The 14331-nt window shown below is 36.6% G+C and carries 15 protein-coding genes; all 15 read left to right on the top strand.

The genetic code is table 11. The features are described from left to right. Positions 1–26: 26 nt before the first annotated feature. The 15 genes from SCSH_RS11330 (at position 27) to dprA (ending at position 14312) form a co-directional block, all read left to right on the top strand. Entirely contained in the window at positions 27–1154 is a 1128-nt protein-coding gene (locus tag SCSH_RS11330; protein ID WP_238581356.1) for a DUF3800 domain-containing protein, read from the top strand. Further along, entirely contained in the window at positions 1151–2335 is a 1185-nt protein-coding gene (locus SCSH_RS01560; protein WP_057490145.1) for a restriction endonuclease subunit S, read from the top strand. Before SCSH_RS11330 ends, SCSH_RS01560 begins: the two co-directional genes overlap by 4 nt. Before the next feature lie 23 nt (positions 2336–2358). Beyond that, on the top strand, positions 2359–3138 hold the full coding sequence (locus SCSH_RS01555; RefSeq protein WP_057490144.1) for a DUF6414 family protein: 780 nt from the start codon (positions 2359–2361) through the stop codon (positions 3136–3138). Further along, on the top strand, positions 3131–4246 hold the full coding sequence (locus tag SCSH_RS01550; protein ID WP_238581355.1) for an AAA family ATPase: 1116 nt from the start codon (positions 3131–3133) through the stop codon (positions 4244–4246). The genes SCSH_RS01555 and SCSH_RS01550 overlap by 8 nt, the downstream gene beginning before the upstream one ends. A 107-nt stretch (positions 4247–4353) precedes the next feature. Next, positions 4354–4710, top strand: coding sequence for a type II toxin-antitoxin system RelE/ParE family toxin (locus SCSH_RS01545; protein ID WP_057490143.1), 357 nt, complete (start codon positions 4354–4356; stop codon positions 4708–4710). Further along, positions 4710–5000 carry a helix-turn-helix domain-containing protein gene (locus tag SCSH_RS01540; protein WP_057490258.1) on the top strand — a complete coding sequence of 97 codons (291 nt, stop codon included), beginning with the start codon at positions 4710–4712 and terminating at the stop codon, positions 4998–5000. The genes SCSH_RS01545 and SCSH_RS01540 overlap by 1 nt, the downstream gene beginning before the upstream one ends. 93 nt (positions 5001–5093) lie before the next feature. Then, the gene (locus SCSH_RS01535; protein WP_057490142.1) at positions 5094–6695 is read left to right on the top strand and encodes a type I restriction-modification system subunit M; all 1602 of its coding nucleotides are present in this window, start codon (positions 5094–5096) and stop codon (positions 6693–6695) included. A gap of 510 nt (positions 6696–7205) precedes the next feature. Continuing rightward, on the top strand, positions 7206–8057 hold the full coding sequence (gene ylqF / locus SCSH_RS01530) for a ribosome biogenesis GTPase YlqF (protein ID WP_057490141.1): 852 nt from the start codon (positions 7206–7208) through the stop codon (positions 8055–8057). After that, the gene (gene rnhB, locus SCSH_RS01525; protein ID WP_057490140.1) at positions 8044–8814 is read left to right on the top strand and encodes a ribonuclease HII; all 771 of its coding nucleotides are present in this window, start codon (positions 8044–8046) and stop codon (positions 8812–8814) included. Before ylqF ends, rnhB begins: the two co-directional genes overlap by 14 nt. 146 nt (positions 8815–8960) lie before the next feature. Further along, positions 8961–9923: an ABC transporter permease gene (locus SCSH_RS01520; RefSeq protein ID WP_057490139.1), complete on the top strand. Its 963-nt coding sequence runs from the start codon at positions 8961–8963 to the stop codon at positions 9921–9923. A gap of 2 nt (positions 9924–9925) precedes the next feature. After that, positions 9926–10897, top strand: a complete 972-nt coding sequence (locus SCSH_RS01515; RefSeq protein ID WP_057490257.1) for an iron chelate uptake ABC transporter family permease subunit — start codon at positions 9926–9928, stop codon at positions 10895–10897. Then, the gene (locus SCSH_RS01510) at positions 10894–11700 is read left to right on the top strand and encodes an iron ABC transporter ATP-binding protein (protein WP_057490138.1); all 807 of its coding nucleotides are present in this window, start codon (positions 10894–10896) and stop codon (positions 11698–11700) included. Before SCSH_RS01515 ends, SCSH_RS01510 begins: the two co-directional genes overlap by 4 nt. A gap of 37 nt (positions 11701–11737) precedes the next feature. Beyond that, positions 11738–12757 carry a siderophore ABC transporter substrate-binding protein gene (locus SCSH_RS01505; protein ID WP_370695898.1) on the top strand — a complete coding sequence of 340 codons (1020 nt, stop codon included), beginning with the start codon at positions 11738–11740 and terminating at the stop codon, positions 12755–12757. Positions 12758–12851: 94 nt separating this feature from the next. Beyond that, complete coding sequence (locus SCSH_RS01500) at positions 12852–13400, top strand: sugar O-acetyltransferase (protein ID WP_057490136.1); 549 nt, start codon at positions 12852–12854, stop codon at positions 13398–13400. Between the two features lie 63 nt (positions 13401–13463). Then, positions 13464–14312 carry a DNA-processing protein DprA gene (gene dprA / locus SCSH_RS01495; RefSeq protein WP_057490135.1) on the top strand — a complete coding sequence of 283 codons (849 nt, stop codon included), beginning with the start codon at positions 13464–13466 and terminating at the stop codon, positions 14310–14312. Positions 14313–14331: the final 19 nt, after the last annotated feature.

Here is a 14331-nt window from a genome sequence, read left to right as displayed (position 1 = left end):
GTTGGTACTGTAGGGGAGAGAAAGCTATGGACTACACAGTGATAGTGCAAGGAATATCAGATTTACATGGTGTTCCTAATATGGATAAAGAATATGTTCTTTTCTATGATGAAACAAACAATGCTAGAGTTTTTCGTTTAAAGGATGAAAGTTTTAATTTTGATGAAAAAGCCTATTTCATTTTAGGCGGATTGGGTTTTGAGAAAGGGAAATTACCCACACAAGATAGTATTGAAACTCTATTTATGGATTTACAGGTTAGCAAGTCGTCTGATGAAGTAAAATTTAAACATATTCAACAAGGGGCTAAAGATTTTATATCTCTCATGTCAAAATCTAGAGTTCAAAAGTTTATTCAATGGTTGTATGATAATGACTATTGGATTCATTACTATTATCAAGATAACTTCTATTTTAGCGTAGTTGATATCATAGATTCACTTGATGAATCAACATTTGGTGGATTTGAGTTTAGTAGGGCTCTAAAAAATACCTTATATAAATATCTCAACAGAGATAAGGATTGGTTTATTCAACTAATGATTTATTTTGATTATCCCAATATCAAAGATCATGAAGGTTTTATCAATGAGGTAATTAATTGGATTGAGTCAATTCAACCTACTAGTGAATCAGATGAATTTCATTTAGAATATGTAAAACAGTCAATTAAGAGTTATCGAAAAAAGAATTTGCTACTTTTAGAAAATAATATTGATAAGGTTCTCATTCAAAATTTCAAAAGTATTTACGATAATGCTATTTTAACATTCTATAATTCGGAGCATATTTTTGACGAAGAGTTAGAAATTCAAAAATTATTTGAACAAGAGAGTGTTGAAGTGTTTGGTAAAGTAGCAGATTATAAATTTATTAATTCAAGAGACTCAAAATTAGTTCAATTATCTGATTTAACTGTTGGCATATTAAGGATTTGGTTAAGTTTTTTAGAGAAATATTCCTTTGTTGAATTACAAGAATTGCTAAGTAATCTCAATCATATTCAAAAACAAACTATGGGACAATTACAAGTGGTTATGCAGAACTCGATGAGAGAAAGTTTTGGTTTTAAGCATGGTACGGGAAGCGATACATTTGAATTAAAGATAAATTTATTTTTAGAATATGATTTTGGAGTTGGAGGTAAAAAATGACCAAACAAACAACCCCAGCCATCAGATTTCGGGGATTTGATGGTGAATGGGAAGAGAAGAAATTAGGCGACTTAGGCAAAGTGGCTATGAACAAACGGATTTTCAAAGAAGAGACTGTTCCGGATGGAGAGATTCCTTTTTATAAGATTGGGACTTTTGGGGGTGTCGCAGATTCATTCATTTCAAGAGAGAAATTTGAGGAGTACAGAGTAAAATATCCTTATCCAAAAGAGGGAGATTTATTATTATCTGCATCTGGAAGTATCGGTAGAGTTGTTGAATATGACGGAGAAGAGGCATACTATCAAGATTCAAATATAGTTTGGTTAGAACATGATGAGCGCTTAGAGAACTCCTTTTTGAAACAATTTTATTCTTTTGTAAAGTGGGAAGGTATTGAGGGAACAACTATCAAACGGCTTTACAATAAAAATATTATGGATACTAAAATTGTTTTGCCAGAATCAACCGAACAATCCGCTATAGGGTCGCTTTTCCAGACGCTTGATGAACTCTTGTCTGCCTATAAGGGTAATTTGGCCAACTATCAAGCCTTTAAGGCGTCCATGCTGTCCAAGATGTTTCCAAAGGCAGGACAGACCACTCCTGAAATCCGCTTAGATGGATTTGATGGCGAGTGGAATTTGGATAAATTTGGTAATTATTTAACTGAGAGTAGAATAAAGGGGAATACAGGTGCTAATTCAAAGAAGCTCACTGTTAAGCTTTGGGGAAAAGGAGTTGTTTCCAAAGAAGAAATCTATTCTGGAAGCGAGAATACACAATATTTTAAAAGGCTGGCTGGTCAATTTATATACAGTAAACTTGATTTTCAAAATCAAGCATTTGGGATTATTCCTAAGGAATTAGATTGTTTTGAATCAACTCTAGATGTTCCAAGCTTTGATATTGATAAATTAGATAAGAAATTTTTGATAGAGTATGTTATGAGACGATCATTTTATGAATATCAAGGATTGATTGCTAATGGATCACGAAAAGCTAAGCGTATTCAACCAGATGATTTTATGGAAATGCCATTATTATTACCATCGTCTGAAGAACAACGTGCTATAGGTTCTTTCTTCTCTAGCCTTGACAATTTAATTTCTTCTTACCAAGAAAAAATCACACAACTTGAAACTTTGAAGAAAAAGCTTTTGCAGGATATGTTTGTTTAATTTTTAATAGAAAGACTAATTGTATGAGTAAGAAAAATAATGATAAAAAAGATATGATAAAAATAGTTTATTTTGATGAACCCTCTGCAAGTGATTATAATGTTATAAAAGAAGGAGGAAAAATAGACTGGACAACCGAGAAAAATAAAGAAAAATTAGCAAAAATAGTAGGAGAAATTGAAGCACAAGCGAAAGCTGGGTTTAACTTATTAACTTATCTAAAATCAACAATATCAGGAAAAATAAATATAGGTACTGAAATTGGAGCTAAAAGTATTATTAATAGTACCATTACTAATACAATATTGACTGATTATATAGATCATGCTGATAAAGATAGTCAAATAAAAAAATTTCATAATCATAAACTAGTTACTCCTCAAAATTCTGTTACTATGTATAGAATGTATAGTTCATATTTAAACATTGTTCCGCAAGATCAAATTCCGATTAATATAGAAGGGCTTAATAATGCTATTCTTGGTGAAAGAGGATATTATCAGATGTTGGCATATGATAATGAGAATACTCAATCTCAGTCTGTCCTTAGATTTAATATTAATGCCTTCAAAAATAGTTATACACTTGTTGATTTAACAAAAATGGATTTATCATATTATGCTGTAAAAGTTGGTAAAACGACTTTGGAAAAACTATCTTTGGAAAAAGAATTTGATGTAGAGGTACCTGAGTCTAGAATAGATATTCAGGAGATTGTTACAGGAGAAAAACAAGAAATTAATCAAGAAAATTACTTAGATGTTTACGATGTTGTATTAGCAGGAGTAATGAGCAATGAATGAAATAAGTAATGTGATAATTTTTAATGGTTCAAAAAAAGAGTTTGACAAACTACTTCCTGAAACCTATACGACATTAACTGAGTTAGTCTATCAATTTGATAATGAATCAAAAAATCTGAAACTGATGCTACCAAACAATAATGGAGAGTATCCTAAGGAGGAGATGCCTGAAAAAATTTCTGTAGAAAATTTCGTAATTGGTTCTTCTGAGTATGCGGGAGTTAATGAACATGTCATTACCAACTTCATAAATTTTTTATCAAAGTTCGAAATTGATAATCTGCATATTCAAAATCCACCTAAATTACTGGAAGACCAGATTATCCGATTGTTCCCAGATGTTAAGCGACAAAAACAAGAATATAAAAAGTTAGAGTTAAGGCATTTAAAAGAGATTAATTCTAACTATGATAATGTTATTCTTGGACAAAAATCGGTAAAATCTGAATTACTGCAATCCCTATTCCCATTAACAATAGAAAAACGTCAAAAACCTGTGGTATTATTATTCTATGGAAAGTCAGGTATAGGGAAAACTGAAACAGCTAAGTATATCTCTAAGGTGTTAGACGAACCCATATTTAGAAAGCAATTTTCTATGTACCAAAATACCCAGTTTGCAACATACCTTTTTGGAGGTACTCATCATGAATCTAGCTTTGCAAAGGATTTACTAGATAGAGAATCAAATGTCTTGTTATTGGATGAGTTTGATAAGGCAAATCCTGTTTTTCATAGTGCTTTTTACCAGTTATTTGATGAAGGTATTTATGAAGATAGAAATTATTCACTTCATTTAAGTCGTTCGATAATTATTTGTACCTCAAATTATACGGATTTAGCTGATATAAAAGAAAACTTAGGTGGAGCTATTTATAGTCGCTTTGATAAAATAATAAAATTTTCTGATTTGACTGCAAATGTAAAAAATCAAATTGGTGAAAAAGAATATGCTAAAATTTCGCAAGAATTTAATTACGCTTTACCTACAAAAGTACAAAAAAGATTGATTGAAGCATATGATAGATGTGAAAATGTGAGAGAAATACAACACTTAATAGAAAATACATTTTCGTTTTCAATAATAAATGATATGATACAAGAGTAATTCTCCTTTTTCGAATAATAAGATGAACACTTAATGTGTTTTAATAACTTAAAAGTATTTACTTCTAATAACTTTTAAGTTATAATTTAGACGAAAGAGGTTGCTGAGTGCACGATATCTATTTTTACAAAGATAAGCAGGGCAATGAGCCTGTTCTTGATTATATGAGGGAGCTGGCTTCTAAAAAAGGGAAGGATAGTCGGATTAAACCGACTAAGATTAGAGATTACATCAAGATTCTACAAATTGAGGGAACAAGGGCAGGCGAGCCCTTTGTCAAACACCTTGAGGGTGATATTTGGGAATTACGTCCTTTGAGGGATAGAATTCTCTTTGTCGCTTGGCTTGATGGCAGTTTTGTCTTATTGCACTCCTTTGTCAAAAAGACTCAGAAAACACCTCGCAGAGAGATTGAACAAGCAAAGCGTGAAGTAGAAGATTTAAAGAAACGAGGCACGGTATGATGAAAAACAATCCAGCTATTGGTAGTCGTTGGGAAGAGGTTCAAGCGGAACTCTTTACGCCTGAGGAATTGCGTGAAAGTGATTTGAGAGTGGCAGTTATGCTTGAGCTCATTAAGGCCAGACAAGAAAAGGGTATCAGTCAGAAGAAATTGGAGCAGCTCAGCGGTGTTAGTCAACCTGTGATTGCTCGGATGGAATCTGGAAAAACCAGTCCGCAACTTGATACCGTTTTGAAAGTGCTAGCCAGCCTTGGAAAGACCTTGGCTGTTGTGCCTTTGGAGCAGGAATAAAGCAGTAGTAAAACAACGACTATCTAGTTTACTTGGAATATTGCCTATCAGCTCTGCTATTTTCCAAAAATAAACCATTAGAAAGACAAAAACATGGAACAACTACAAACCTCTCAATCGCTCTATCAGGCGCTTTGGAATTCGGCGGATATTCTCCGCTCTAAGATGGATGCCAATGACTACAAGTCCTATCTCTTGGGCATGGTCTTTTACAAGTACCTGTCGGACAAGATGCTCTTTTATGTGGCTGAGACCATGGAGGAGCCGACCGATGATTTGCACAAGGCCTTGGACCTTTATCGTAGTTACTACGAGGATGAGGAGACGCATGCTGATTTGCTGGCGGTGATTAAGGGTGAGATGTCTTATGCCATTGAGCCAGACTTGACCTTTACGGCCTTGGTGGATCGGGTTAATGACGGCACTTTCCAGCTAGAGGACTTGGCACAAGGCTTCCGTAACATCGAGCAGGCGGACGAGCTCTTTGAAAATCTGTTTGAGGACATTGATTTGTACTCGAAGAAGTTAGGGGCGACGCCTCAAAAACAAAACCAGACCATTTCTGGGGTCATGAAAGAATTGGCAGTGCTGGATGTGGCAGGTCACGCTGGTGACATGCTTGGGGATGCTTATGAGTATCTGATTGGTCAGTTTGCGACTGACTCAGGGAAGAAGGCTGGAGAGTTTTATACGCCACAGCCTGTCGCTAAGCTAATGACGCAGATTGCCCTGCTTGGTCGTGAGGATAAGAAAGGCTTCACTCTTTACGATGCGACCATGGGATCTGGCTCTCTATTGTTGAATGCTAAGCGGTACAGCCATGAACCAAATACCATTTCTTATTTTGGCCAGGAGCTCAATACCTCGACCTATAATCTGGCTCGCATGAACATGATTTTGCACGGTGTGCCGATTGAAAACCAGTATTTGCACAATGCAGACACGCTTGATGAGGACTGGCCGACGCAGGAGCCAACCAACTTTGATGGGGTGCTCATGAACCCACCTTACTCAGCCAAGTGGGCAGCAGATAGTGGTTTCTTGCAAGACCCCCGTTTTTCAGCATTTGGTGCTTTGGCTCCAAAATCAAAAGCGGACTTTGCCTTTCTCCTGCATGGTTACTATCACCTCAAACAAGACGGTGGGGTTATGGCCATTGTCCTACCACACGGCGTTCTTTTCCGTGGGAATGCGGAAGGGAAAATCCGTCAGCATTTGCTAGAAGAAGGGGCTATTGACACTGTGATTGGTTTGCCAGCCAATATCTTTTTCAATACCAGCATTCCAACCACAGTTATTATTCTCAAAAAAGATAGAACCACTCGTGATGTTTACTTTATTGATGCTTCTAAGGAATTTACCAAGGGTAAAAACCAGAACCTTCTGGAAGATAAGCACATTGAAAAAATCTTAGAGGCTTACAAGTCTCGCGAGGATATGGACAAGTTTGCCCATCTGGCTAGCTTTGAAGAACTGCAAGAGAATGATTTCAACCTCAATATCCCTCGTTACGTTGATACTTTTGAGGAGGAAGAAGTAGCCCCATTGACGGATATTGTGGCGAATATTAACAAGACTAACCAAGAAATTGCAGCTAAGTCAGCCCAGTTGACTGACCTCCTTCACCAACTCAAAGGCACCACACCAGAAGCACAAGCAGAGTTAGACGCCTTTTTGAAGGATTTGAATCTCTAGTATGTTCACACCAGGCCGTGTAGCTTGGTGTTTTTAGGTCTATGATTGTTACGTCACATTGACAAAGGAAAGAAGCCGCCTAAGACTGAGATTGAGAATCTTGTCCTACCAATCGATATTTGAGAAATTTGCGTTTTCTTGTAGACTTTTCATTTTTGAATTAAGACCATTTTTGATAGGGATTTTGGAATGGAACATTAGGTTTATCATATCATTAACTTAGAAGGATTTGAACAGTTTGTGAAGTGAAGACAAAAAACAGTCAAATAATGAAAATCATGTTATAATAAAAAGGTTACTTGTTTTATTGGCAATAATTTCGCTTTTCTTTTTATAATGGAAGTGATTGAAATATGGTTTATAGCCATAAATGGAACAATATGATTTCGTATAATAGAAACAAAAATTACTGACGATAGATATCTTAGTAAAAATGGATACATAATAATTTAAGCTAAATAAGGAAATTGGGAAGTTCAGAACCCTTGATACGAAAGGAATTATACACTCATGGCAATTATTCAATGGTTTCCAGGGCATATGTCCAAGGCAAGGAGGCAGGTACAAGAAAACCTCAAACACGTGGATTTTGTGACGGTTTTAGTGGATGCTCGTTTGCCCTTGTCTAGTCAGAATCCTATGCTGACAAAGATTGTAGGGGATAAACCAAAGTTGATGATTTTAAATAAGGCAGATTTGGCCGATAGTGCTCGTACTTTGGAGTGGCGTAGCTTTTTTGAAAAACAGGGAATTAAAACCTTGGCAATTAATTCTAAAGAGCAGTCGACTGTCAAGAAAGTAACTGATGCAGCCAAAGAGTTGATGGCAGAAAAGCTTAGTAAACTTCGTGAACGCGGCATAAAAAAAGAGACCTTGCGAACCATGATTATCGGTATTCCAAACGCTGGTAAGTCAACGCTTATGAATCGTTTGGCTGGTAAAAAAATTGCTGTCGTTGGTGATAGACCAGGAGTGACCAAGGGGCAGCAGTGGCTGAAATCTAATAAGAACTTAGAAATTTTAGACACTCCAGGGATTCTCTGGCCTAAATTTGAAGATGAAACAGTAGGGCTTAAATTGGCTTTGACAGGAGCTATCAAAGACCAGTTACTCCCAATGGACGAGGTGACGATTTTTGGACTCAGCTATTTCAAGGAAAATTATCCAGAGCGGTTAGAAGAACGCTTCAAAGGAATCGGTCTTGATGCGGAAGTACCGGAAATCATCATGAACATGACTCAAAAACTTGGTTTTCGTGACGATTATGATCGTTTTTATTCTTTGTTTATTAAAGAAGTTCGCAACGGGAAGCTTGGCAGGTACACATTGGATAGGGTTAGTGATTTAGATGGCGACAATTAAGGAAGTAAAAGCAGCGTTACAAGCTATTACAGATTTGACTGATAGCCGTTGGGAAGCCTTTTACAGCGATACCCGCTCAGGGGTGCAGGCTGCCATTAAACAGCGTCGCAAAGCGATTCAAGCCACGATAGATGAAGACATGCGTTTAGAAAATATGTTGCGCTATGAAAAGGAGTGGTATGATCAAGGAATTGAGCTTATCGCTGGTATTGATGAAGTGGGACGTGGCCCATTGGCTGGTCCCGTTGTCGCAGCAGCAGTCATCTTACCCAAACACTGTAAAATCCAAGGGCTAAATGACAGTAAAAAAATCCCCAAGGCCAAACATCGTGCTATTTATGAAGCGGTTATGGCAGAAGCTTTAGCTGTTGGCATCGGCATTAAGGACAGTCAGGTCATTGATGAGGTCAATATCTATGAGGCGACAAAATTAGCTATGTTGGATGCTCTAAGCAATCTTACGCTTAGTCCTCAAGGGCTCTTGATTGATGCCATGAAGTTAGATGTAGATTTGCCGCAACAGTCCATTATCAAAGGAGATGCAACTAGTCTATCAATAGCAGCAGCCTCTATTGTTGCTAAGGTTACGCGCGATCGCATGATGGCAGCCTATGATCAAGAGTTTCCAGGGTATGGTTTTGCCCGAAATGTTGGCTATGGAACCAAGGAACATTTAAAAGGACTTCAGGAACGAGGAGCGACGCCGATTCATCGGCGAAGTTTTGAGCCAGTCAGGTCTCTGTGGGCTAATAAATAAATTAAACTGGGACAGCATATAATGTGCTGTCCCCGATTTTTTTGCATTGATGCAAAAACCTTATACGGATTTTCTAATTTTTATGATAAAATAAGTTGGTAAGCTTGTTTGCTTACATCAAATTACACTTTTCGAGAGGAATGTTTATGAAAAAAGTACTCTCTGTTCCAGTGCTGGGAACAGCAGCAGTCTTTCTTTCTCTCGTTTCAATATTTATCGGTGTCAAGAGCCTTTCAGTTTTTGATTTGGGTTCTTTAGACGATTCACAATTTAATATTTTATTATCTAGTCGTATTCCTAGAACAATTAGTCTCTTAATTGCTGGTTCTAGTTTAGCCGTATGCGGTTTGACAATGCAGCAATTAACACAAAATAGATTCGTCTCGCCAACCACGGCCGGGACAATGGATTGGGCAAAGCTGGGAGTTGTTATCAGCATTATCTTTTTTAGCAAATCTTCTTTGCTGTTACAGCTGACTGTCTCATCAGTCTTTGTCATTTTTGGTTCCTTGTTTTTTGTTTATCTTTTAAGGGTTATTAGATTTAAAGATGAGATTTTTATTCCATTAGTAGGTTTGATGCTGGGACAGGTTGTATCAGCTATTAGTACCTTTTTAGGGGTTCAATTTCAAATATTACAATCAGTGAATAGTTGGTTGGAAGGTAATTTTTCTATCATAACTTCTCATCGGTATGAGATTTTATTTTTAGTACTTCCTTGTTTGCTGGTAACCTATCTTTATGCGCATCAGTTTACAATAGCAGGACTGGGTGAGGACTTTTCCAAGAATTTAGGGCTCAATTATCAAGCAGTTATCAATCTAGGTTTGATAATCGTTTCGATTATGACTGCCGTTATTGTCACAATCATCGGCAGACTTCCTTTCTTGGGGTTAATCGTTCCAAACATGATTTCCAATATCAAGGGCGACAATATGAAAAAAAGTTTAACACTAACGTCTCTTTTAGGAGCTGTGATTGTCTTAAGCTGCGATATTTTAGGGCGCCTGTTGATTTTTCCTCATGAAATTTCGATAGGATTAACTATGGGGATAGTCGGAAGTTCTTTCTTCCTTTATTTCTTACTGAAGGGAAGGAAGAGCTGGTGAGAATATCCTTATCTCATAGGAAAAAATTGGGTCTGACTTGTATTTTGGTTCTTGCCTTGTCTTTGCTTTATTTACTTTATGGAATTGGAAGGGATGCTAATTCTTTTTTACTCATCTATATTGTCCAAGCACGCTATAAGAGATTGTTAGCTCTTTTGCTAACAGCAGTATGTATTGGTGTTTCTACGCTGATTTTTCAAACAATCAGTAACAATCGTATTTTAACACCAAGCATTATTGGTTTAGACAGTATTTATGTCTTTATCCAAACTATAATGCTCTTCTTTTTGGGCAGTCAGCAAATCATTAAGCTGTCTTCTTTTGTTAATTATCTCTTATCCTTAGCGATTATGATAGGATTTGCTCTTTTATTGTTTAAAATTCTTTTTAAACAGCAAGAGTACTCGGTTTATTTTATTTTGCTTTGCGGCTTGGTTTTAAATACTCTTTTTAGTTCTTTATCTTCCTTTTTCCAAATGTTAATTGATCCCAGTGATTTCTTGGTTTTGCAAAATAATTTATTTGCCAGCTTTAATGCTGTTAATACTAAGCTTTTATGGGTATCGGTTATTATTGTTTTTTTGATTCTCTTGCTCAATAGTGCCTACTTGAGTCAATTGGATGTTATTTTGCTGGGAAAGGATACTGCGATTAGTCTGGGTCTGGAATATGATCGTCTGATTATGAGATTGTTTATTTTAATCTCTGTTTTAGTTGCTGTTGCGACTGCACTTGTTGGTCCCATTACTTTTTTTGGGCTTCTGGTTGTTAATCTGGCTTATCAGCTTTTTCCGACCTATCGTCACAGAATTTTATTGCCAGCCAGTGTTTTGATAGGAATGGCTGCCTTAACTGGCGGACAGGTTATTGTCCAATATGTTCTTTCCTTAGGAACACAGCTGAGTGTTATTTTAAATTTCTTTGGGGGGATTTATTTTATCCTCATTTTATTAAAGGAGAGTAAGGATAAATGATTTCTATAAGAAATATTATTAAGCGCTACCGGCAAAAAACAGTTCTCAAAGATTTGACTCTGAACATTGAAAAAGGAAAAATCACAGCTATTATAGGACCAAATGGTTCAGGGAAAAGCACCTTGCTGTCTATTATCAGTCGTCTGAAGGATTGTGACAGCGGTGAGGTTTTTCTGGACAAAAGGAGCTTAAAAGCCTATAACAGCAAAGAACTAGCTAAACACTTGGCTATCTTAAGACAGTCTAATTATATCAACCTTAAGATTACAGTAGCAGAACTTGTAGCCTTTGGAAGATTTCCTCACAGTCAGGGAAGGCTGTCTGTAGATGATCACGATAAGATAGAACAAGCGCTTCATTACATGGAGCTAAAAACAATCAAAGATCGTTTTCTTAATGAATTAAGCGGCGGTCAAATACAGCGAGCGTTTATTGCTATGACGCTGGCGCAGGATACAGACTACATATTGCTGGATGAACCTTTGAATAATCTGGACATGAAACACTCTGTTCAAATTATGCAGATACTGAGACGTCTAGTAAAAGATTTTAATAAAACGATTATACTTGTGATTCACGATATTAACTTTGCTTCTTGCTATGCCGACAATATTATCGCTTTAAAAGAAGGAAAGATTATTGCTAACGGAACTGTGGATGAGGTGGTCAAAGAAGATATCTTGTCTGAAATCTACGATATGCCAATAAAAATTGAAACTTATCAAGGAAGAAAGATTTGTAACTATTTTGACCCTCAGGAGCAAGTGCATTTGTCAAACAGCACGCTACCTATAAACAAATGAATTGCTCTTTTCACGTTATTATCATGAGGAGATGAGAATGAAATTATCTAAAAAAACGATTGTTATTGCTTTCTTTATAGCAGTGTTTGCTTTTGTGTTGCCAAACAAAGCTTTTGCAGCAGATAAAACTGTAAAAATTGAAAATAATTATTCTATTCAGTCAAGGGACAGAAATGCTGAGCCTAAAATGGTAAAGGAAACGGTCACTGTAAAAAAGAATCCTAAAAAAGTTGTTGTTTATGATTTAGGAGCCTTGGATACAATTACTGCATTGGGAAAGGAAAAGAACATTGTTGCTGTCCCAAAATCTCAACACGGTCTTGATATGCTGAATAAAGATATGAAGAAAATTTATTCTGCTAAAAAATATCAAAATGCGGGATCCCTTTTTGAACCTGATTTCGAAGCTATTGCAAAAATTCAACCTGATTTGATTGTTATCAGTGCACGTTCTGCGTCATCTAAGAACATTGAAGAATTGAAAAAAGCAGCTCCAAAAGCATCTATTGTTTATGGTTCTGCAGCTTCTGATGCTAATCTTATCGCTGGTGTGAAAGAAAAAGTAACAACTTTTGGTAAAATTTTTGGTAAGGAAAAGAAAGCTGCAGCTTATAACAAAGAACTTGACAATTCTCTTAAAAAGTTAAAGTCAAAAGTTCAGGCTCTGGATAATTCGTCAGCCTTATTTGTCTTAGCAAACAGTGGTGAACTTTTAAGTCAATCGCCAGAAGGACGTTTTGGCTGGATTTTTAAAGAAGCTGGATTCAAGGCTGTTAACGAAGGAGAAAAAGCAAGTATTCATGGTTCCTCTGTTTCTTACGAGTATATCTCGGAAAAGAATCCTCAGTACCTTTTTGTTTTGGACCGAGGAGCAACAATTGGTCAGGATGCTTCTGCAGATAAGATCCTTAAAAATGATGTTATCAAGGATACAGATGCAGTCAAAAATAAACATGTTTTTCAGGTTAATGGCAAAAATTGGTATCTTAACACAGGCGGTGTTAGAGTTACCAAATCAATGATTAAAGAAGTTCAATCATTGATTACTAAAAAATAAAGAAAAGGCGTTCGATGTGTTAAAAATCGAACGCCTTCATGCTATAATAGACTTAAAGTACAGTACTAAAAATGATTAATGAAAAGTGATTTTTATGGTGAGTGAGAGAGAAAAAATGCTGGCTGGAGAGCTGTATGATGCAGCTGATGCGGATTTAAAACAATTGCGATTAAGAGCGCGTGAGAAGATGGCTGTTTTTAATAATGAGCTCGATCGCATCAAGCGTCAGGAACTGCTAAAAAATTGGTTTGGCACAACTGGTAACCATATCATGATTGAACCGCAGTTCTCCTGTGATTATGGCTGTAATATCCATGTAGGTGAGAATTTTTACGCTAATTTTAATTGTACTTTTCTTGATGTCTGTGAAATTCGCATCGGAGATAATGCCATGATTGGCCCCAACACTCAGCTGCTGACGCCGCTGCATCCGCTGGATGCCAAAGAACGCATTTCCGGTCTGGAATATGGTGCATCTATCACAATAGGTGATAATCTCTGGGCAGGCGGTGGGGTGACTATTTTGCCTGGTGTTGTGCTGGGAGATAATGTTGTCATTGGAGCAGGGAGTGTTGTAACAAAATCGTTCGGTGATAATGTTTTGATTGCTGGCAATCCTGCAAAAATTATTAAAGAGTTATAATTTGAAAAAAACTTGGCCAAATTGGTCAGGTTTTTTCGAATAGTTTAAATAGTGAGGTATAAAATGGATAATTTTCAACTATTTAAACTAAAAAAAGCTGGCTTGACCAACCTTAATATCTTGAGTATTCTTGATTATCAGAAAAAGAAGCAGAAATCTTTATCACTGCGGGATATGGCCGTTGTTTCCAAATGCAAGGATCCTCTGATTTTTATGGAAACTTACAAAAATCTTAAGAGCAAAGAATTACGTGATGAATTTAATCGTTTTCCGTCTTTGTCTATATTAGATAAGGAATATCCCTTAGAACTCAAAACGATTTACAATCCGCCTGTTCTTTTGTTTTATCAAGGCGATTTGGAACTTATGAACAAGCCTAAAATGGCCGTTGTTGGCTCTCGAAATGTCAGCAAGATTGGTGCAGATGCTGTTAAAAAAATCATTCAGGAACTAGGAAACCAGTTTGTAATCGTCAGCGGATTAGCCCGCGGTGTCGATACTGCTGCGCACCTAGCCAGTTTAAAGAATGGCGGAGCCACCATTGCTGTTATTGGCACAGGTTTCGATGTTTATTATCCTCATGAGAATCGTCAGTTGCAAAATTACATTGCTGAAAAACAATTATTGTTATCAGAATACGAAGCTCACAGTCTGCCGCTTAAGTATCACTTTCCAGAGCGCAATCGTATCATTGCTGGTCTTTCTCAAGGAGTGGTAGTAGCAGAGGCTAAAACACGTTCAGGCAGCTTGATTACTTGTGAGCGGGCTTTGGAAGAAGGCCGAGATGTTTTTGCCGTCCCAGGAAATATTTTAGACGGTCAGTCAGATGGCTGCCACCATCTCATTCAGGAAGGTGCAAAATGCATTACATCAGGTGCTGATATTTTAAATGAATACCAATTAAAAAATTAGCTTTCCTAAAAGTTTGTTC

Source organism: Streptococcus orisasini, from assembly GCF_001431045.1.
GTDB classification, from domain to species: domain Bacteria; phylum Bacillota; class Bacilli; order Lactobacillales; family Streptococcaceae; genus Streptococcus; species Streptococcus orisasini.
This window is presented reverse-complemented; position numbering and strand designations above follow the sequence as displayed.

Bases quoted from the DNA above. Each gene is read 5' to 3' on its own strand.
- SCSH_RS11330 (WP_238581356.1), top strand. From the start codon at position 27: ATGGACTACACAGTGATAGTGCAAGGAATATCAGATTTACATGGTGTT.
- SCSH_RS01560 (WP_057490145.1), top strand. From the start codon at position 1,151: ATGACCAAACAAACAACCCCAGCCATCAGATTTCGGGGATTTGATGGT.
- SCSH_RS01555 (WP_057490144.1), top strand. From the start codon at position 2,359: ATGAGTAAGAAAAATAATGATAAAAAAGATATGATAAAAATAGTTTAT.
- SCSH_RS01550 (WP_238581355.1), top strand. From the start codon at position 3,131: ATGAATGAAATAAGTAATGTGATAATTTTTAATGGTTCAAAAAAAGAG.
- SCSH_RS01540 (WP_057490258.1), top strand. From the start codon at position 4,710: ATGAAAAACAATCCAGCTATTGGTAGTCGTTGGGAAGAGGTTCAAGCG.
- SCSH_RS01535 (WP_057490142.1), top strand. From the start codon at position 5,094: ATGGAACAACTACAAACCTCTCAATCGCTCTATCAGGCGCTTTGGAAT.
- ylqF (WP_057490141.1), top strand. From the start codon at position 7,206: ATGGCAATTATTCAATGGTTTCCAGGGCATATGTCCAAGGCAAGGAGG.
- rnhB (WP_057490140.1), top strand. From the start codon at position 8,044: ATGGCGACAATTAAGGAAGTAAAAGCAGCGTTACAAGCTATTACAGAT.
- SCSH_RS01520 (WP_057490139.1), top strand. From the start codon at position 8,961: ATGAAAAAAGTACTCTCTGTTCCAGTGCTGGGAACAGCAGCAGTCTTT.
- SCSH_RS01510 (WP_057490138.1), top strand. From the start codon at position 10,894: ATGATTTCTATAAGAAATATTATTAAGCGCTACCGGCAAAAAACAGTT.
- SCSH_RS01505 (WP_370695898.1), top strand. From the start codon at position 11,738: ATGAAATTATCTAAAAAAACGATTGTTATTGCTTTCTTTATAGCAGTG.
- SCSH_RS01500 (WP_057490136.1), top strand. From the start codon at position 12,852: ATGGTGAGTGAGAGAGAAAAAATGCTGGCTGGAGAGCTGTATGATGCA.
- dprA (WP_057490135.1), top strand. From the start codon at position 13,464: ATGGATAATTTTCAACTATTTAAACTAAAAAAAGCTGGCTTGACCAAC.